The sequence below is a fragment of the Terriglobales bacterium genome (assembly GCA_035764005.1).
Lineage (GTDB): Bacteria > Acidobacteriota > Terriglobia > Terriglobales > Acidobacteriaceae > Gp1-AA112.
In genome coordinates, this window is record DASTZZ010000102.1 from 1 (window position 1) to 19,156 (window position 19,156).

Here is a 19,156-nt window from a genome sequence, read left to right on the forward strand (position 1 = left end):
CCGCTCTCGCCGGCATCCATCGCCCGCATCACCGATATCTTGAAATCACGACTGTAGCTGCCTCGGGCCAAGTCCATTGCCTTTCTCCATTCAATGTACTCAGTCCCTTATTTCCCTGTCTCATTTTTGGGGTTCACTCCACTCCATACCCCTCCCCCTCCCCCCTCTTTTTGCGCAAAATACATCTTCCAAAAGACTTAGCTTCGTTTTCTCGTGTTTTTCCCAATTTTGTACGCAATATGTTGTGGTGTGGAAAACTCAAAATACCGACATCTTGTTTATTACTACTTGGTAATTAGCCTTTTCTGCGCCGTTCGCTTCGTGGCTCCGCAGCTTCTGCTGACTGTTTTTGCCGAAGCCGACTGCCGATTGCCGACTGCCGGCATCCTGAGCGGAGTCGAAGGGCCTTGTGGTTGCCGAATGCCGAATGCCGACAGCCGCCTTTCTCCAGTACATACGCGAGAAATTTAGCTAGACGCTGCGTCTGCGCCAACGCCAGATTTCCACGGCGTTACCCCGAGATTTCCACGGGGTTACGCCGACTTTTCCACGGGGTAACCCCGAGTTTTCCACGGCGTTACCCCAGCCCGCCGACATCCGCAGATTCATCGAGCGCCACACGCGTCCCGTTTCGGAACTTCGCGTTGTCACGCTCCGCCGCAATTACACCCATACTTCTGTGCTATGACGAAATGGGGCGAAAGTCAAGCGAAATCCGCGGCGGGAAAATCAGACGGAGGTTACGAATCGCGCAGAGCTGCGCGGAATACGCGGGACGCTCCGAATCCCATTTTGGTGCTGTGGTGAGTTTGCCGAGAGCTGAATGCCGATGTGACCCGTGCATTGCCTTTGCGGTTGGCTTTGGGTGTGGCTAGCAGCTTAGGAACTCAGCAGGTTGCTTCTAATTCTTGTACGGATTTCCGCACGCACGAAGCACTTGCCCCTGCGAAGACGTTTTTTAGGCCTGCCTGCGCTCGTGATGATGCGAAGCAACCACCTACCTTCCGTGCTCCTGCCAACCTGAAGTAAAATCCCACCGCTCTCGTCGAACAGAACCATGCGAAAAATAGCCGCGGTCATTAGTCCGCTCTTAACTTTCGTTCTATATGCCGTCATCGTTTGGGGCGAGACCGGCGGAATCGCTCACGCGTTCCGGCAACATGGACTCGCGAACGGTTTCGTCGCCGTTTTTGTTCCACCAGTAGCGTGGTATAGAGGAGCAGAATTTTTTTGGCATCATTCTGATTCTCAGGTTAAGTCTGCAGCAACACCGGAATCGTATCCAGAGTTAACAATCGATGAGACTGATCGCCTGAGTCAGGTGATTGGGAAGGCAATGCAGGAGCCGTTAACGCCGAAAGACGTTGCCAGCTATAAGGCTGTTGTCCGAGCTTACAGCATTCGGACCTCTCGTCCACCGGTGGAAGCAGAGGGCGAATGGCTGCTTCGAGCTGCAAATCTGGATTACGAATACCAGCGGGAATTAGGTAGATGCATCCTGAACTCGTTCGATTCCCGGGAACCGTTTTTCTCAGAAAGGCTCTTGACGCTCCGTCCCGAGGTGGAAAAAGCGGGCCGTAAGAGTTCCAAGACGGAAAACGATTGGCGCATCATCACCGCAGCAGGTCACCGGAGCTCCTGGACTGACGAGAGTGGCGAAATTCACGAGCCGCTAACTCGCGAAGAAATCCTCGACGGCTTACGGCAGACCGAAATCGTCAGACAAAACCTCGACTTGATTTCGAGCTCCTTTCATCAGGTCGCGCAAGAGTTCCGGCACTAAGTGCCATACGGATTCAATGGTAACTATCTGCTTAGTCCAGCAACTAAGAGCATGGGGCTATCAATGACGGTCGCGTTTTCGATGGTGATGCCAACATCTAGTTACCCGGCCTGAGGCTTGCCGCGTATTCTTCGAGTCTGCTATAACATCCCCAGCATCGCCAGCACGATGTTGCTGCTGGACTAGCCTTGAGTGGAGGGCTCCTCGGCCACAACTAGAGCCTTCGAACCAGCCTTATCTCAAGAGGCTTCGTTCAAGGGGAGGTGACTTGAACCATGTCACATCTTCTGCAACATTTTCTGCAACACTCGATTTTCTAGAGTTCACGCTGTTCAAAGCTGCGCTGTTCATAGTCTTCACAATCAGCCTAGTTCGGTTCGTGTGGATGGAGGTGCGCAAGAACTAATTAACCGCGCGGCCGACGGCAAAATCCCATAATCCGAATGGTTGCAACAATCTGCCAACCTCGGCAGCGATACCCTCATGTTCGATTTCAGCTAGAATCCAAGCCCGCGAATTCTAGCGGGCTTTTCTTTTCCGATTTGGGAAATCTGCGGTCTCTGGAGACTGGCCGTTGACACTCGAAGCGCTTCTGACGTTCTTTGGCATTCTTATCGCGGTTCTGGCTGTCGTTCGTCCCGTACAGCGGCGCTCGTTGGAGCTGTTTGCCCCTCTGCGGCTTCTATGGTTTTCGATTGCTGTCTCCCTCCTGTTAATCGTCTGCCGTGATGCTCCACTCGGTCTAGCACCGCCATTTGGATGGTCCGTTGACGTCGTATTGTTCGCCCTTACAATGGCAGCTTTCCTTTTTCCAGTGGGAGTCGCTTTATTCTGCTGGACTTCATGGGTCCGAGCGCGTCTTACCGAGGGACGATTGCCGCGCGTGGAGCATGTCTTTCAGGCTGCACTCCGTGAGCGCGAGTTCGATGAAGTTGAAAGAATTCTGCAGCGAAATAGCTCGCGACTGGAACGGATCCCAGCTACTGCCGCCTCCGTTTTGTTTTCTTCCCGTATGGTATCCGCGCTGTTGGACTCGCATTCCCTAGTACATCTCGAGCTACTTTCGAGCTTGCCGTTTCTCACGTCTCTGGAGAACCGCCACGCAGCCGTGGACAGCGTCACTCGTGAGTTGCTGAGATCAGACGCTTCACCGTTACGATCGGCAGCGATGCACACGTATGGCGGAATGGATCCGTTTCCCTACTCAGACCGGGAACGGGACCTCATTGAGGGGACATTTCAGAGCCCGAATTGGTACTACGAGGCCGGTGCTCACTATCCACTCGTTATTGCTACGATTGAGGCCTTAAATGCGAACACACTTGATGCTGCTTACAACGACGTGGGCCGGCATTATGACGCACGTCAAGGAATTAGCACACGCTCTCACTGCCCGATCTTTCTTGGAACGAAAACCCATGTTCTGGCAATACAGGCTGCGCTGAATCAGAGGGTTGAAAGCGACTTTTACGTTTCGGATCTGCGTGATGTCTTTAGAGCGGTGTTGGAACGATCTGTTTTCAAACCGCTCGTTTGGGAGAGTCCTCTCGCGAATCGCGAACACCCTACGCCCTATGCTTATCTTCTCTATGAAATTGCGGGCGATTTGCGGCATTTATCGGAAACTGCCTTGGAAAAATCCACAACGCGAACGGCATCTCCACAAGCGGCAGCTCCCGGCCGCATTGCCAGTGACCTTGCGATGACGTGGTCGTTCTGTGTGTGGAGCATAGCGCGGTCATCAAATCATGTCAGTTCTGATTTTAGAGATCGCATCATCGAACAGTACTTCTTATTTGTGCTCGCACTCGGTTGGCAGCCAAGCGAGGTTTACCACGGTCCTATAGGCGCTGTTGCAGGACTTGAAGCTTGGCGCGACCTATTTATGGATGAGCTAGAAAGACGCTTCGCAGGCGCCTATCAGCACGAGTTGGACGCCCTAAGGAGTGCTTTCGATTCGTTGGATCGCGGTAAGCGGTTTGTCTTTGATGGTGCCGACTGGCTCCAGGAGAGGCTGTTTGGGAATTCTTAGAATTGAGTGCACATAGAATCTCCGTGTTGGTGCGGTGGCGAGTGGCAGCACTCCGATTCTTGTTTGCGAACGCGGCGCTGGTGCCACACTCACAACCATCTTGAATAGGGCCGCCGCCGGCGCGAGGCTACAACTTGAGTGGCGCTAAGCAACACAGCCGGAGCTTGTCCCCGGAGCCGCAAATGCAAGGATCATCATTCGCAAGCTTCCGCTCTCGCCGCATTCTTTGCAGGAGTCTGAATGACTTTCTTCTCCAATAAAGAGTAGAGTTGTCCGAATTTAGTAGATCCGTCCATACAGCCGGAACAGGAGTTATTTTGGAGCTTTCAGTAAGTAGTGATAGTTTGTCGTGCGCTCGCTGAAGGATATTGGAAGGTATATTTCTGGCTAACCCCGCGTTGACAGATGCGGTGAACTCCGCTCCAGTCTCTCGCATGAGATTTGTTCGGACCTCCCGTCTGAAATTGAGGCCCTCCTGTGAGCTTCGGAAGCGCAGAATTTTGCGAAGGATTTGTGGATCAGTTAGGACATATGCCCCAAGGTTCGTATCGAACCGACCTGAAACGCTATAGCTGGCAACCCGCTCTGCCCATTCGGATGCCGAGGGAATTCCAAAGGCGGCGCTGATGAGCTGTGAACCACCAAAAGGAACCTTTGCCGCCTGAATAGTGAGTCTCGTGCACGTGCTTCCCGTATGGACTAAGTCTGCCAAGCGCAAATAAGGGAACATTAGCCAAAGAGGTACTTGGCTTGGGGAAATTGCCTCGCTTATTCCTAGAAGCTTGGGAATATCGGGCATGAGGAGTGCATCCGAGACATCGAATCCTATGTCTCGGCTGCGAGGTTCCTCAAAAGGAACAACACAGCGTTCGATTTTGTCGATGAGTTCTCGGCCTTCTTTTTCCTTGCCTTGTGCGGGTACGACTTGCCTTTCGAGCATCTCGCGTACCGGCATTGTGGAAATTAGACCGTCGTTCGAAATAGGGACGGCATTTTGCCCGCCCAGCCTTATCAGCCTAAGGTCACCAAAGACATCGCCTGGCCTATAAATGACAGCCGGCACGGTAACTGTATGGATAAACCGAAGGACGTCCGCCTCGATGAGTTCTCGGAATAGGTCTTCTTTGACCACGCTAAAGAGAGCCGCCAGGCTTACTAACTGCAAATAAACACGATCAAAGCAGATCAGTCCCACAGTAAAATCGTGCATCGCGGTGGACTGAGAAGTAGGTAGTTCATCGTTAGAAAATCCCAGCCCAATTGTGACCTTGCCTACATTTCCGTCTTTATCTTTGATTTCTGCTGTCTCTTCCGCGAGCCATGTCCCTGGTGGTTTGAAATCCGTAATGTAGTAGGCGGTGCTATCGCTCTTCACATCACCTTGGATAGGTATCGGAGTGCCGGCAAGAGCACCGTGTGCGCTACTCACTTGCCATCTCCGACTCTGAACGGCGCAATCAAGTAGTGTGAGAGCGGCACGATGGTCAGTGTAGCGTCGAGTTCGATAGACGATCCGGTGCACACCCGCGACGACCTTTGTCGCGTCTGAAGTAGCGACAAAATGAGGCCCTGGACCAAAGAGCCTCATCTCTTCTGCGTGCTTCGCAAGCAGGTCCAGAACGTATTGATCGCGTACGCTATAACCTAAGAAGAGCACAGTGGAAATGGCGAAGATCGTTCTGAGTGACGACAAGTACGCTTGATCCTGCACGAGCTTCGCGTAATCTTCCGTCGCGAAAACAAGGCTTTCCGCATTGCTCGCAGTCCCATGTAGCTTAGCGATGAACGAGGTTCGAGACTCGCACAATTCGATTGCACTCGAGAGATCGGTCTTCTGAATCACGCGGATAGGTCCGAGGGACTGCTCTAGCATCTCATCCGCATTCGTCGTCACAACGAGTACCGCTGGCAATTCCCGTATCTGCTGTATAAGCCTGGTATACAAAGCACTCGGTTGCTTTGGGCCGAGAACCTTCGTTAAGAATTTCAGATATGTACTCTTATCTAGATCCTTGCAGAGTTGGAAGAAGGCGGGAAGGTCTTTGTCTATGAGTGAAACTGCACGTCTGTTATCGAAATCAGCGACAGAGCTGAAGAACTCACGTCTCAGCTGGCGCGCAAGTTCGATCCACGTTGGGTACTCATTCCATGCGCTCACTCCAGCGCCTAGCCATAGCACGAGAGGTCTAACGCTTTCAGTGACCGTCTTCCGCAACAATCGAACAGATGTGATTGTGTGCGGGTCCGCAGAGTTCAGCATGAAGCCAAGAGTCGCCTTGTTGTCACAGGGAGAGTAGCACGAACGAGAACTGCGAAACATGGGACGAAACATGGGAAGAAACCGGGGGATACAGACGGGACGTTCCCATTCCGGCATTCGATGCAGCGCTCACTCCGGATGATCTTCCGCCTTGTACCGCAAAGAAGCTCCTAAGCCTCGAAGCTGCTAAATGAACGAGGTTCTTTTTAGATCAGGGGCGGAACTCTGACTTTCCTTCTGACTCCCACCATTGCTTGCAGCGCAGTTCGTCTGCGTCAGCGTTGTCCGGGTTCGAATTGGAACACGCGGCAGCTTGCGTCACATACTTCATTCCGAGCATCGCGTTGTAGCGGACATACTGGGAGGAGTCGGTGAGGTGCCTGGCATACGTTTCAAGGGCAGCAACACTCTTTAGCTCGGCCAAAGCCTGCATCGCGCAATCCCTGACGACTTCGTCGGGGGCATCGTCAACGATTTGGACCAAATAGGGAACGGCCTCCTGAGTGTGAAGCTCTCGCAGAGCCAACGCCAGGTTACCCTCAGGCTGGCGATAGGGGCCGGGCCGATCATGTCGCACGGCGATGAGCACCGGTACGGCGAGCGGCATTACCGAGACATCACCGGTTTTTACTGCCGCAAATAGTGCCCAGCGCGATTCTTCCTCATTGTCGTGCGCGATCACATCGTGCAGCGCTTCGCGAGATGCAGGAGATGCAAGTCCAGCGAGACGCTGAATGCTTACCAAGCGAGCATGCGGATCGGCGTCGGAAAGGCCTGCGCGAAAGTCGGCTTCGATCTGCTTGGTGAGATCGCCTCCTGCACTTGTTGCCAGCGCCGAAGAGACGCTCAAGGCTCCTTCGCAATCATGTATGAGTTCCAGAGCCGCTGTATCGGCAACCGATTTCGCGAAGGTGATCCAGTAGCTGTCGAGGACGAGGTCGGAGCAATTGTGCCCTTGGAGAAATCCTCCGGAGTAATAGGCGAAGTGGATGGGTACATGTGAGAGATCTAAACTGCGGCTCTCACCCTTGTACCACCGGTCGACCGAGATAAGCGCCACGCCTTCTTTGGCTTCGTTACCATTACCGGTTAGATCGACCTGCACAACTCTGCCACGGAAAACCAGGGGCGCGTCTTTTGCGAGGCCTCGAATGTCCTCGTATCCAAGGGGAGGACGAATGCGGGCTGACAGAAGCGGACAGAGAAAGACGAGCAGACAGATGGTTCGCCGCACATCGTTATTGTGCAACAAACAGTGGGAAACGTGGAACAAGAAACCTGGGGACAGGGCGAAACCTTCCCATTCCGGGATTCTCTGAAGCACTCACTCCGAATGATCTTCCGACATGGCCTTGTATCAGGAAGAAGTTCCTAAGCTGTTAGCCTTTCACCATGCTGGTTGCCGGCAACTTTCGGCCGATTGACCCCCGCACCTGGCCATGGCCGGTCTGGCTATGGCTGGCAATCGCGCTGGTCCAGTTCAGCCGTCCCATGCGGCGGCGCTTCCAGCGCGAGCGCGCGGCCTTCTGGCCGGTGGCCGACGGGCGCATTGAGTCGGTCAATGTCTCAAAACCGGAAGGCGTATTTCATTCCGGCAGCTATGCCGCTGAGCCGCTAGCTAAAGAAAACACCAAGACTGGCAATCAGCACTGAGTCGTCCATAATGACCGCTTTCTACTCGGCAGGAACTCGGCGGTCGCGCGTGGAAGACACAAAGTTTTGAATGCGGATGCAAGATCCGAGGCTGTTTTGGCAGTCCCAAAAAGGGAGAGCCGCCCGGAGCATGGCCGAGGAGCCTTACCGACGGCAAATAAGTCTCAAAAGCCCGCGGATAAAGCCGGAAATCTTTTCGTGTGCGTTAGACGACGCTAGCATCGCCCACGGGTAACCACCCCAGCAACCGCAACCTCGGCGCTTGCTGGGCACCGCGGAAATCCGTGGGCTCCACCAATGGGCCCGACCACGGGCTTCCATGACGGCTCTACCAAAAGGAGCCTCCGTTTTAGCTTTGCTGCGGTTTCGGGTTTGGCTGGCAGCCAGGAGCTCAGCAGCTCAGAAGCTTAAACGGTGCTGCTGGCGCACCTTGGCCACCTTGGGACCAGCCGCCGAACAACCGAACTTCGCCGCAACGCAACTCACTTCCAGCACGAACGAACAGGATCTGCGAGGACGGCCAATGCCGCCGTTGCAGACGCGCCCTCTGTTACCGCGTGACCCTTGAACGTTAGGGACGAGCGCCGTCAGAGGGCTTTTCATTTTGTGATGAACAAAATGGCAGACATCCTCAATGTCGGCTTCGACACAGCGCTGCTCACCACCCGGCGAGCCAGCCTCGAGCGCGCCGGACATCGTGTAGCGCAAGCCCACGATCTGCGCCAGGTGCTTGCGGTGTGCGAACGCAAATCCCTCGACGTCGTGATTCTGTGCAACACGCTGAACGAATCCGAAAAAATGCGAATCGCCGATGTAGTTCGAAGGTTTTGCGGAGACGCCATGCTGCTCGATCTCCACAACGGCTCAATGCCAGACCTGCCCTACGCCGACGCGCACCTGCAAGCACCTGATGGCAGACCTAAAGACCTACTAAGAGCCGTGGAAGCGCTAAGCCACAAGGCGAGAGCCGTGTAGCTGTAAGCGGCAGTCAGAAGCCGGCAGTCAGAAGCCGGAAGTCAGAAACCGGAAGTCAGAAGCCGGAAGTCAGAAACCACCAAACCCCCGCGTCCGTGTGATCCGTAGCATCCGTGTAACCGCCCCAGCAACGAAACCGAGTTGCTGGGGACCCCGTGCGATCCGTGTCATGCTTTGGTTTTGCCATTGCAGTGCCCGACTACCAAGTGCCGAGTGCCGATTTTTGCGGTGTTGTCGTTTTAGCTGGAAGCTAGAAGCTGGAAGGCGGTAGCCCGCCGTGTCCGTGCGATCCGTAGCATCCGTGCGATCCGTGTCGTGTTTTGACTTTGCCGTTGCATTTCGCTAGAAGCTAGCAGCTCGCTTTATAGTTTGGCGCTCCGCTTCGCTGCGCGCTGCGCCTTCGGCAGAGCGGAAATGAAATCTATTTGGCTCGAGTCCCAGGGCTCCCCACCGGCAGGTCCGCCCTGGGCTGTCATATTCCGTGCCTCCGGCACTGACTTCGTAGCTCCGCAGTTCCGGTGTTGGCCTTGCTGTTGGTTTTCCCGGTTCGCTCAGCAGCTTAGAAGCTTGGTGGCTTAGCAGCTCGTTTTGGCCGAGTGCCGAATGCCGAATGCGGCTATCCGCTGCCGCTGTTTTAGCTGGAAGCTGGTAGCTGGCAGTCCGCCGTGTCTGCGTGATCCGTGCCATCCGTGCGATCCGTGTCGTGTTTTGACTTTCCTCTTGCATTTCGCTAGAAGCTAGCAGCTAGAAGCTAGCAGCTTCTTCTAACTATGCCGCGACTCACGCTTCTTACACTCCTCGCGCTCGCCATCGGCGCGCAATGCCAAACGCAGTCCAACCACACCTACACGCTTAAGGCAACTCCGAAAACGGTAGCGTGGGGATACTACGACGCGAAAGCCGAGCCGGTTCTGCACATCAAGTCCGGCGATACCGTCGTCTTCGAGACCCTCCTCACCAACAGCCCCACCGGACTCGAAAAAGCGGGGCTCCCTCCTGAGCAGGTGGAGCAAAATCTTCGCGACATCTATAAGGAGATCACGACGCACGGTCCCGGAGGCCACATCCTGAACGGGCCGGTGTACATCGAAGGCGCCGAGCCTGGAGACACGCTCGAGGTCCACATCCAGAAGATCGAGCTCGCCATTCCTTATGCGTACAACGGATTCCGCTACGGAGCCGGCTTCCTCACTCAGGATTTTCCCTACGCCCGCACCAGGATCATCCCACTCGATCGCGAGCGCATGGTGGCGCGCTTCGCTCCGGGCGTCGAGGTTCCACTGCATCCGTTCTTCGGCAGCATGGGAGTAGCTCCGCCGGAGTCCTACGGACGCATCAGCAGCGCTCCGCCTGCCATCCACGGAGGCAACATGGACAACAAAGAACTGGTCGCCGGTACAACGCTCTATCTGCCGGTACACGCGCGCGGCGCACTGTTTGAAATTGGCGACGGACACGCCGGACAAGGCAACGGCGAAGTGGACATCACCGCCCTGGAGACTTCCCTGATTGGGACACTGCAGTTCGTCGTGCGCAAAGACCTGAAAGTGAAATATCCACGCGCCGAGACTCCTACCCATTACATCAGCATGGGCTTCGACGACGACCTCAGCGAAGCCACGCGGATCGCCGTGCGCGAAATGATCAGCTTCCTGGTGGAGGACAAACACCTCACCCGCGACGATGCCTACATGCTAACCAGCGTCGCCGGCGACGTAGATATAACCGAGCTGGTCGACGGCAATAAAGGCGTCCACGTAATGCTCCCAAAGTCGGTGTTCGTGAAACAGTGACGGGTTTCGCCGTTGTTCCCGCCGTAGCGGGAGATCGGTAGCCGGCAGCCGTTTTTTTGTTGCTGTTGTTTTTCGGGTTTGGCTAGGAGCTAGCAGCTTAGAAGCTCAGCAGCTTTCTCCGGTGACAGCCTACGGATTTATCCGTAGGCGAGGCTTCAGCCTCGTTAGAAACGTTGCTTTTGATTTGCGGCTTCAGCCGCGGCCCGCTTTAGCGATTTGAATGTGCAATGCTCGAGAAACCAAGACCCGCGGCTAAAGCCGAAAATCTTTACGTACGCGCAAGACGGGGCTGAAAGCCCCGCCCACGCATAAATGCGTGGGCTCCACCAAACGGATCGGGTCTTTTTTTGCTTACTTTTCCTTAACGATGTAATCCGTGTCGCGTTCCGTTTTGGTATGGCAGTGGCCGAGTGCTGAATGCCGAATGCCATTTTTCTAATTTTTGTACGCTTTGTCGCACAGCTGCAGCGTGCACATGCTTCCATGCTCTACGAAAATGCCGATTTCCGGCACTTTTCGGTGAATCGGTTCTAATTTTTGTACGGATTTCGTGACAAGACGGTTTTCTTCGCACAATTCCTGGGTAGCTTGCGAATCCCTGTTCGGCTTGAGCGCACCTTCTTCCTTTTTGGGATCTGATTCACACCAGCGGGCTGGCTGGCAAAGCTCATTAAGCTTTTCTTCCTTCTAACGTGCGCTTCGGAGTAATTAGAGCGGGAAATATTACTTTCCTATTGACACCGGATTGCAGCAGGCGGAAAATCCTCGCGCCTCTCCGAAGTGTACATACCAGAAAGCGTCGCCACACCCGCTGAGGTAGTGTCCCTCTCACCCAACTTACAACAACCTGCGCAGGTTACTCGTGACTAGAAATCCGCGAGTGTTGAACAGTTTGCCATCGTGGAGACAGCAAGTGCTGTTTTGGGCACTGCTTGCGTTACTGGGTTCCGCAATTTCCCCTCTCGACGATGACATTCAACCGGAAGCGCTGGCGCAACAAAAACTTTCCGTATGCGTCCACTCCTCGAAGAAGAGGACGCTCGCCGAGCAGGTTCCCAAAGCATTGGTCCTGGCTAGTCGAATTCGAGCGTACTCAGCAGTGCGGCGCTTTGAGTATCCACCCGAAACAAACTTAGCTACCACGCAAGCGCCCTCGTTCCCTTCAAAAATTGATCGCGCCCCTCCTTCTCTTTTCTGTCTCTAGAACAGTCAGACGAGACCGGTTACTGAGCCTGCCATTCGAATGCCCAACATTCGCGAGGTAAGTCAGCGCCGAAGAACTCGTCTTTAGCTTTTTCAGACGCAAGACACGCAAGAGAAATATAGGAGGCTAGCAATGCGTAAGAGCGTACGTCTTTTTGCCATCATTTGCGCTCTCTGCACGTGGGCGCCAGTTCTAACCTCGGCGAAAGCTGCCGATACTTCTGCAATTGCAAGCAACAGCGATCGCGGCAATGGTTCGAAGAGCAACGCGGTCCAACCGCTGTTCGATTTAAAGGAGATGACGAGCAGCCCGTTTCCTTCCGATCGTTTCACGGTGTTTGACATGACCGAAAACACTGGCCTTCGAGTCGCCTTGCCGAAGCCCACCGACTGCGTTGCTAATCTCACAGAATGCGTCGAATTAGATCTGGTCAACGAATTAGATGGTTTCAGTGTTCGGCCACGGATCTCAATTCCCTTTAATGATGCGATTGATTACAGCACGGTAAACAGCAGCAACATATTTCTGATCAGCCTGGGAAACACTTTGGTTGATGGCCATCCCCCCGATTATCAAAGCATTGCGGGTACCGATGTTGAAGAAGATGCGCAGATTCCCGCGGGCGCCGGCAAGATTATCGGCATTAATCAGGTGGTCTGGGATGCTGAAGGTAAAACCTTGTATGTCGGGGCCGATAAGGTACTCGACCAGCACACGCGTTACGCACTAATCGTCACACGCGGTGTGCACGATACAAACGGGCAGCCGATCGAGGCCTCGAAGGCATTCAAACGTGCGATTGGCGATGACACAAGCGATGAGGATTCCTCCTCGGAAATCGACCCGAGAATCTCCGCGTATGAACGCCAACTGAGCGCTGCGGTCGACGAGGTGCACTTCTTCGGTGTTTTTCGCCACGACATAGCTGCCGCAAGCGTCTTTTCGACTATGAGCATGACGTCAGGAATGGAGAAGATCCGCGATCAAATATTGGCAGCTTCGACACCGGATCCAGCACGGTTCGACATTGGCCCGAGTGGCGCGCCTGCGGTTTTCGATCTGAGCACAGTCAGAGCGATGACGTTCAATGCCCAGAAGTCTGTCTCTGGCGCTCTGGCCAACGTTGACCTTAGCGACAGGCTGCCGCTTCTACGTCTTCTTCCCCGTGCCGATAGCACAGCGAATGCGATTGCCACGCTCGCATACGGCAAGTTCACGTCCTCTTATTATCTGAACGCAGACGCGACGATGCAGCAGGTAGCCACGTTCTCGGGAACTCCAAACGTACAGCACAGTAACGACGTTTATTTCAACCTATTCTTGCCATCGGGTAGCAAGCCTGCAGGCGGTTGGCCTGTAATCATTTGGGGCATCGGCCTGGGTGAAAACATCAACAACGTTCAGAACAATAACCCCGGAGCGAACAACAGCGGACCATTCAATGTCGCCGCAGATTTTGCTTCTCACGGTTTCGCGACAATTGCCATCAATCCTGTCGGCCATGGCTTCGGACCTGCGAGCCGGGTCACGGTCGTGCGCACTGACGGCACGTCCACTAGCTTCCCAGTCGCCGGTCGCGCTATTAACCTCGACGGTAACGCGAATTACGCCAATCAGGAGGGGTGGTTCGCCGCTGCTCCGCAGGCCATCGCCCTGGCGCGCTACAGCATTCGCCAGACCGTAGCTGATCTTATGCAGCTCATTCGGGTGATCGAGGTCGGAATGCGTGTTGATCCGAATGGTGAGCGCGATCTTGACCCGTCCCGCGTCTACTATGCCGGCGTCTCCGCTGGTAGCAGTGTCGGAATGGTGCTATGCGCTCTGGACCAAAGAGTGCGAGCTTGCGACCTGACTTCTCTCGGAGGAACGCCCGAGCTATTCTGGCGCTCACCAACGTTTCGTAATAGCGTTGGGTCTTATTTGCAAACGCGTTCGCCGTCGTTAATCAACCCTGCGGGAACACCCGTGATCACTTCGCTTGGAGGCGTCTCTATTATTGGACCATTCTTTAATGAGAACATTCCGGATCGCGATCAACCTCCCCTGCAAAACGACGTAGCTGGCGCGCTGCAGATCCAGAATGTCCTCGACCGCGCGGAGTGGCTGGATTACAACTCTTCTGCTGCATATGCGCCATATTTACGATTGCGCCCTCTGGACGGGGTCGCGCCTGGGCCGTTCCTAATTCAGGAACAACGCGGAGATCGTGCTTCAACTAACCCAACCACCGAGAACGTCGTTCTTGCAGGCGAGATCGCTGACCGCGTGACACTCTATCGTCACGATCTCTTCCCCCAGAATGCGCAGTTCAAAGATCCACATTCGGTCGTACTCCGCACTGACAACGCACTGATGGAGAACATTGCGTTGATGGAGCAGGATCAAATCGCCGCATTCTTCGCGTCTGATGGTGCTTCGGTTATTGATCCTGACGGCAGTGGTCTCCTATTTGAAGTCCCGGCGAGCTTCATCCCGGCAGATTTCGGGTTTATTCCTTAATTGCCCTTGAACAAAGCGGAACAGTCTGAATCTACGCTATTTTCATGCTGGATTTCTTTCTAAACTGCGCAGGTCAGGCTGTTCCGCGTTGTTCCTCGCGCAAACAGTGTTCAGTTTCATGACATCCTTTCCACTCTGTTCCGAGACATCCTTTACACTCCCGCGCGAGCGAGCGGGAGAAATGGTGCTACAATCTCGCCGCAAATTCAGAAACCCCATGCCCCTCACCAGATTCACGGTTCGCCTTGGCATTCTCTGCACTTTCTGCGCCGTCGTTGGACAAAGCGCGTCGGTTTCCGTCCCAAAACCTCCAGATACTCGTCGCGACAATGTGATGGAAACAATGCACGGAGTTGCAATCTCCGATCCCTATCGCTGGCTTGAAGATCAGGAGAGTCCCGAAACCCGCAAGTGGATTAAGCAGCAAAACGACTATACCCACGGGCTGCTTGATGCTCGGCCAGGAAGAGATCGACTCCAATCCCGCTTTGCGGAACTTCGGAAAGTTACAAGCATTCGGTTGCCGATCGAGCGCAATGGAAGGTACATCTATAGCAAGCGGCTTCCCGATCAGGATCAATTTGTAATTTATAAACGCGACGGCGCTGACAGTAAGGAGGAAGTACTCATCGACCCTAATCCGATGAGTGAGGATCATTCGATCAACGTTGAGCCGATAAGTCTTTCTTCGGATGGCAAGATATTGCTTTATCAGCTTCGTCATGGCGGCAAAGACGAGACTGAAATTCATGCTTTTGATATTGATCGCCGACAAAATCTACCCGACGTCTTGCCCGAAGCTTTGTATTTCGATGCGTCAATGCTCCCCGACCACAGCGGTCTTTATTACTCCATGATGGTTCCTGAAGGACCACGCCTGCGTTTCCACAAAATGGGAGACGACTCGAAACAGGATGTCGATGTCTTTGGAAAAGGCTACGCGAAGGATAAGGCCGTGATTGGGGAAGTTACCGAAGACGGACGCTACCTGGTCATTCAGGTTTGGTATGGTTCCTCAGGCGATCAAATCGAAGTATGGTCTCAGGATTTGGCGGCTCACAGCGAGCTGAAGCCGCTGGTTAAAGACATCAAGGCACGATTCCTACCTTTCCCTGGCGGGAATAAGTTGTATCTGCAAACCAACTGGAAAGCCTCTCGCGGCAGGGTGTTGATGGCGGACTTTGACGATTCGGACCCCTCAAAATGGCGGGAAGTAATTCCGGAAGCAGAGGACGCGATCGAGGCATGGCAGTCGCCGGCGGCAAGCTCTTCCTCAGCTACGTACATAATGCATCTTCCGTTGTGAAGGTGTTTACTGCTTCAGGCAGACCAGCGGGCGAAGTAACGCTTCCCAGTTTGGGATCAGTGCCTGAGATAAACGGCCACTGGGAAGGTCAGAACGCATTTATAAACTTTCGCTCGTATACGATTCCAACTACGCTCATCCGATATGAGGCAGGCAGCGGCAAACAGTCTATATGGGCTCACGCAGAAATCCCGCTGGACAGCAACCGATTTGAGGTAAAGCAGGAATGGTTTCTCTCAAAAGACGGCACCCGCGTTCCCATGTTCATTATCAGGAAGCGTGACCTCAAGCTCGACGGAAACAATCCCGTCTGGCTAACCGGGTATGGTGGTTTCGATTCCAGTAATCTCCCGTTTTTCAATCCGCAAGCTATCGTCTGGGCCGAACATGGCGGAGTCTTTGTCGAAACTAACCTTCGCGGCGGCGGTGAATTTGGCGAAGAGTGGCATCGGGCGGGCATGCTGGATCACAAGCAGAACGTCTTCGATGATTTCATCTCTGCTGCACAATGGCTGATCGAGCATAAGTACACGAATCCCACGCGGCTCGCGATCGAAGGCGGCAGCAATGGTGGGCTATTGGTGGGAGCCGCCATGACCCAACACCCAGAACTGTTCCGCGCCGTCATTTGCTGGCATCCGCTTCTCGACATGCTTCGCTATGACAAATTCATGATGGCCCAATTCTGGGTTTCCGAATATGGCACAGCGCAAGATCCGGAGCAGTTCAAGTACCTTTATGCCTACTCTCCTTACCAGCACGTGGAGGAAAACAAGAAATATCCCGCCGTACTGTTCATGACAGGGGATGGGGACACCCGCGTTGCTCCACTCCACGCGCGGAAAATGACTGCAGCAATGCAACGAGTCACTGCTGGGGATCGGCCTGTGCTATTGCGGTATGAGCTCATCGCCGGACACGCCGGTGGTCGCTCGGCCACACAAACCATTGGGGATGATGTCGATCAATTCACGTTCCTGTTTTGGCAATTAAACATGAAGTGAAGATGAACCTGCAGGCCTGATTGCCGGGCTCCATAAAAGGAGATGTCAAGAGCAAACAGCTGTCCTGATCAGATGGGAACACAGCGCTCTGGCATGTCCCAGCACTGGACATAAAAGCCGCGTGAGGACGTGGCACCGGCGACCTACAATTCCTGCGTGAGCGCCAGAATCGTTCTCCTCTTGACCTTCAACGCTGCCTTGCTTGTATCCGGCAGATCGCAGTCCGGCGTATCGAACAGCGCAGCCTCCAGAGATGGTCCCTGCCGGCTACGAATTGCTGCGCATAGATCGCGACCAGCCCCACACAATGAAATCGTGCTGAACCCGGAAATCTTTTCGTACATGTGGAAAGAGAACGAGGAGAACGAGGGACAGCCTGATCCGCCCTATTTTCTTTATAAACGCCCAATTGCGGTTTGCGACACGGCAGGTGAAAATCGGACTGCCATGAAGAGTTCAGCATTCGATAAAGCAGAAGCCGCAACTCGCGCCCCGGGTGTTCAGGATCACGAGGCATCGCCTTCCATTCTGGCCGCGTTCCGTCGCGCCAAGCGGCGGTATGGTCATGTACCGCTTTCAACCCGTATTCGTGCCACAGAGCCGAAGCTGCTCGACGCTGCGGAGCGGATGAACAAGTACACCGCTTCGCCTGGAGCTGTCGACCCAAAATTGAAGGAGCTGGTGCAACTCAAGGTTGCAGCCATGGTTGGATGTCCGTTTTGAATCGATCTCCACTCTGCCGTGAGCAGAGAGACAGGGGTCACCGAAGAACAGTTACTTGAATTGAGACGTTTTGAAGAAAGCTCCAACTTCAGCGGAGACGAAAAATTAGTTTTGCGGCTGGCGGTGGCCCTCACGCGTACACCGGCCGATGTTTCCGACGACCTTTTCCGCTCGCTTCGCAGCCGCTTTTCCGAGCTTGAGCTCGTCGAACTGAGCGCAGCCATCGCCTGGGAGAACTATCGCGCTCGCTTCAACAGGACTTTCGCGGTCGGCTCTGAGGGATTTTCTGAGGGCAATTTTTGTCCGCTGCCGGAAGGGTAGTGCCATCGAAAAGTGCGGGAAGCCTGATCCGCCCTGTTCTTCTGCTGCGGCTAGCCCGCCCTTCCCATTCTGGACTTCGACGGAGTCGCGGGCGAGTACGCGGATAATCAAGCGCGAAAGCAGCAGCCGAGCAACAAGCCGGGGAATGGATCGAAGAGGAGCTGGACCGACCTCAGCGCTTCGAAAAACCGGGGAGTACGGAGAATGGACGAGGAGCCTTACCGGCAGCAATTTAAGTCTCAAACATCGCGGGAGATTCTTCGTCCGCCTAAGGCGGACTCAGAATGACAGGTTGAGAAGGCATTAGCGGAGAGGCATGAGGAGCCTCGGTGCCCCCCAAGAAACTCACTTCCGCTGAATCTGAGCTGAGGAGCGTGGTACATCCTCAAGCTCGCCTAGGCCTGACGCGGCTGTCACTGTTCTTTAATGCTGACTTGAGTTCCCGGCTTCAGCTCGTCGGTTCCACGGACGGCGACGAGGTCATTGGCTTGCAGATCGCCGAATGCTTCGATGGAATTTCCCGATGTGACACCCGGTTTCACGTCGATCCATTCGACTTTGCCGCTCTGCACACGAACAACGAAGGTTCGCTGCAGGTCGTTAGCAATTGCGGTTGTCGGTACGAACAGAGTCGGAGCCGTGCGCTGCGATTGCCACTGCACTGTCACGAACATTCCGGGAACTAGCTGCGGCTCTTTCTGGATGCCGAGTTCCACGGCCATAGTTCTGGTTCGCTCGTCAATGGCGTGCGAAATGCGCGCAATCGGCGCATGAAAGGTCTTTCCCGGAATGGAATCCGCTGTGAAGTTCACCTGCTGCCCGTCTCGGATTCCGATGGCATAGTCTTCCGGGACATCGATCACCAGCCGGGCTCTTCCGGTGCTTTCAAGCCGCAGAATCGGTGGCGCTCCAGTTCCGGTTGATGGTCCAACCAGCGCGCCGGGATGCAGATTGCGTTCGGTGACAACGGCGTCAAACGGCGCACGAATTTCGAGGTAAGACTCCAGCTCGCTCACGCTCTTGAGCCGCTGTCGCGCGGCAACGGCGTTCTCCTGCGCAGCCTGCACCTGCGCCTGATCGGAGGCAGTGGTCTGCTCCGCTACGGCCACGTCGTTCTCCGCCACCACTCCGGGCGTTTGCGCTGCATTTTTCAAGTGAAGATAGGTCGTCTGGTCTGAAGCGAGCTTCGCCTTGGCTGCGACCACTTGCGACTGCGCAGCATTCACTGCCGCTTCCGCCTGCGTGCGCTGCGCGACCAGTTCCGGAGCCGAGAGCTTTACCAGAAGCTGTCCGGCTTTCACGCGCGAACCGCGGTCCACCGGAATGGCCGTAATGAAGCCGGACTCTTTCGGGAATACGTCAACCGATTCGTATGCCTTGATCTGCGCAGGAAGCGCGATGGTGGTGTGAAGTAGTTGCGATTTTACGGTCGTGACTACCACGGTGGGCGGAGCCGACGCCTGCGGCCTGGATTGGGAATTCCCGCCGGAGCAGCCGAGAAGCAACGCGCAGGTAAAGCTCGCGACAGCGAGCTTTCCAACAGCGCGTAATTCACGAAGTGTTTCGCAACGGTGGTGACAGAAAGAGAGACTGTCATCCTGAA

Annotated in this window: 15 protein-coding genes; 10 read left to right on the plus strand and 5 right to left on the minus strand. The window is 54.8% G+C overall.

All coding sequences use genetic code 11. The features are described 5' to 3' along the window. The first annotated feature begins 1,057 nt into the window (after positions 1–1,057). The gene (locus VFU50_16550; GenBank protein HEU5234472.1) at positions 1,058–1,783 is read left to right on the plus strand and encodes a hypothetical protein; all 726 of its coding nucleotides are present in this window, start codon (positions 1,058–1,060) and stop codon (positions 1,781–1,783) included. Positions 1,784–2,624: 841 nt separating this feature from the next. Here the strand turns inward: VFU50_16550 and VFU50_16555 are convergent. Continuing rightward, complete coding sequence (locus tag VFU50_16555) at positions 2,625–2,822, minus strand: hypothetical protein (protein HEU5234473.1); 198 nt, start codon at positions 2,820–2,822, stop codon at positions 2,625–2,627. A 147-nt stretch (positions 2,823–2,969) separates the two neighbouring features. On the opposite strand from VFU50_16555, the gene VFU50_16560 reads away from it, so the two are divergent. Continuing rightward, on the plus strand, positions 2,970–3,815 hold the full coding sequence (locus VFU50_16560; protein ID HEU5234474.1) for a hypothetical protein: 846 nt from the start codon (positions 2,970–2,972) through the stop codon (positions 3,813–3,815). A gap of 127 nt (positions 3,816–3,942) precedes the next feature. Here VFU50_16560 and VFU50_16565 read toward each other — a convergent pair whose 3' ends face one another. Both VFU50_16565 and VFU50_16570 read right to left on the minus strand, forming a co-directional pair. Beyond that, on the minus strand, positions 3,943–5,973 hold the full coding sequence (locus tag VFU50_16565) for an SIR2 family protein (protein HEU5234475.1): 2,031 nt from the start codon (positions 5,971–5,973) through the stop codon (positions 3,943–3,945). A 313-nt stretch (positions 5,974–6,286) separates the two neighbouring features. Then, positions 6,287–7,309: a HEAT repeat domain-containing protein gene (locus VFU50_16570; GenBank protein HEU5234476.1), complete on the minus strand. Its 1,023-nt coding sequence runs from the start codon at positions 7,307–7,309 to the stop codon at positions 6,287–6,289. Between the two features lie 158 nt (positions 7,310–7,467). Here VFU50_16570 and VFU50_16575 point away from each other — a divergent pair, with 158 nt between their 5' ends. The 6 genes from VFU50_16575 to VFU50_16600 all read left to right on the plus strand — a co-directional run bounded on the left by VFU50_16575 (position 7,468) and on the right by VFU50_16600 (position 16,509). Further along, on the plus strand, positions 7,468–7,728 hold the full coding sequence (locus VFU50_16575; GenBank protein HEU5234477.1) for a hypothetical protein: 261 nt from the start codon (positions 7,468–7,470) through the stop codon (positions 7,726–7,728). Between the two features lie 609 nt (positions 7,729–8,337). Beyond that, the gene (locus tag VFU50_16580) at positions 8,338–8,703 is read left to right on the plus strand and encodes a hypothetical protein (protein ID HEU5234478.1); all 366 of its coding nucleotides are present in this window, start codon (positions 8,338–8,340) and stop codon (positions 8,701–8,703) included. A 770-nt stretch (positions 8,704–9,473) separates the two neighbouring features. After that, a complete protein-coding gene (locus VFU50_16585; GenBank protein ID HEU5234479.1) occupies positions 9,474–10,496 on the plus strand; it encodes an acetamidase/formamidase family protein in 1,023 nt (340 codons plus the stop codon). A gap of 1,336 nt (positions 10,497–11,832) precedes the next feature. Then, complete coding sequence (locus tag VFU50_16590; protein ID HEU5234480.1) at positions 11,833–14,199, plus strand: Ig-like domain-containing protein; 2,367 nt, start codon at positions 11,833–11,835, stop codon at positions 14,197–14,199. 217 nt (positions 14,200–14,416) lie between these two features. Beyond that, positions 14,417–15,505 (plus strand): hypothetical protein, encoded by a 1,089-nt coding sequence (locus tag VFU50_16595; GenBank protein HEU5234481.1) that lies wholly within the window; start codon positions 14,417–14,419, stop codon positions 15,503–15,505. Then, positions 15,445–16,509: a prolyl oligopeptidase family serine peptidase gene (locus VFU50_16600; protein HEU5234482.1), complete on the plus strand. Its 1,065-nt coding sequence runs from the start codon at positions 15,445–15,447 to the stop codon at positions 16,507–16,509. The genes VFU50_16595 and VFU50_16600 overlap by 61 nt, the downstream gene beginning before the upstream one ends. 143 nt (positions 16,510–16,652) lie before the next feature. Here VFU50_16600 and VFU50_16605 read toward each other — a convergent pair whose 3' ends face one another. Next, positions 16,653–16,853, minus strand: a complete 201-nt coding sequence (locus tag VFU50_16605; protein ID HEU5234483.1) for a hypothetical protein — start codon at positions 16,851–16,853, stop codon at positions 16,653–16,655. Here VFU50_16605 and VFU50_16610 point away from each other — a divergent pair. Next, positions 16,852–17,232 (plus strand): carboxymuconolactone decarboxylase family protein, encoded by a 381-nt coding sequence (locus tag VFU50_16610; protein ID HEU5234484.1) that lies wholly within the window; start codon positions 16,852–16,854, stop codon positions 17,230–17,232. The two genes, VFU50_16605 and VFU50_16610, sit on opposite strands and share 2 nt — an antisense overlap. Before the next feature lie 60 nt (positions 17,233–17,292). After that, positions 17,293–17,553 carry a hypothetical protein gene (locus VFU50_16615; protein HEU5234485.1) on the plus strand — a complete coding sequence of 87 codons (261 nt, stop codon included), beginning with the start codon at positions 17,293–17,295 and terminating at the stop codon, positions 17,551–17,553. A 413-nt stretch (positions 17,554–17,966) separates the two neighbouring features. Here the strand turns inward: VFU50_16615 and VFU50_16620 are convergent, their stop codons facing one another. Continuing rightward, the gene (locus VFU50_16620) at positions 17,967–19,058 is read right to left on the minus strand and encodes an efflux RND transporter periplasmic adaptor subunit (protein ID HEU5234486.1); all 1,092 of its coding nucleotides are present in this window, start codon (positions 19,056–19,058) and stop codon (positions 17,967–17,969) included. Positions 19,059–19,156: the final 98 nt, after the last annotated feature.

Excerpts from the sequence above, each read along its gene's own strand:
- VFU50_16550 (HEU5234472.1), top strand. The coding sequence starts at position 1,058 with ATGCGAAAAATAGCCGCGGTCATTAGTCCGCTCTTAACTTTCGTTCTA.
- VFU50_16555 (HEU5234473.1), bottom strand. The coding sequence starts at position 2,822 with ATGCGAGTCCAACAGCGCGGATACCATACGGGAAGAAAACAAAACGGA.
- VFU50_16560 (HEU5234474.1), top strand. The coding sequence starts at position 2,970 with ATGGATCCGTTTCCCTACTCAGACCGGGAACGGGACCTCATTGAGGGG.
- VFU50_16575 (HEU5234477.1), top strand. The coding sequence starts at position 7,468 with ATGCTGGTTGCCGGCAACTTTCGGCCGATTGACCCCCGCACCTGGCCA.
- VFU50_16580 (HEU5234478.1), top strand. The coding sequence starts at position 8,338 with ATGAACAAAATGGCAGACATCCTCAATGTCGGCTTCGACACAGCGCTG.
- VFU50_16585 (HEU5234479.1), top strand. The coding sequence starts at position 9,474 with ATGCCGCGACTCACGCTTCTTACACTCCTCGCGCTCGCCATCGGCGCG.
- VFU50_16590 (HEU5234480.1), top strand. The coding sequence starts at position 11,833 with ATGCGTAAGAGCGTACGTCTTTTTGCCATCATTTGCGCTCTCTGCACG.
- VFU50_16595 (HEU5234481.1), top strand. The coding sequence starts at position 14,417 with ATGCCCCTCACCAGATTCACGGTTCGCCTTGGCATTCTCTGCACTTTC.
- VFU50_16600 (HEU5234482.1), top strand. The coding sequence starts at position 15,445 with ATGGCAGTCGCCGGCGGCAAGCTCTTCCTCAGCTACGTACATAATGCA.
- VFU50_16610 (HEU5234484.1), top strand. The coding sequence starts at position 16,852 with ATGTGGAAAGAGAACGAGGAGAACGAGGGACAGCCTGATCCGCCCTAT.
- VFU50_16605 (HEU5234483.1), bottom strand. The coding sequence starts at position 16,853 with ATGTACGAAAAGATTTCCGGGTTCAGCACGATTTCATTGTGTGGGGCT.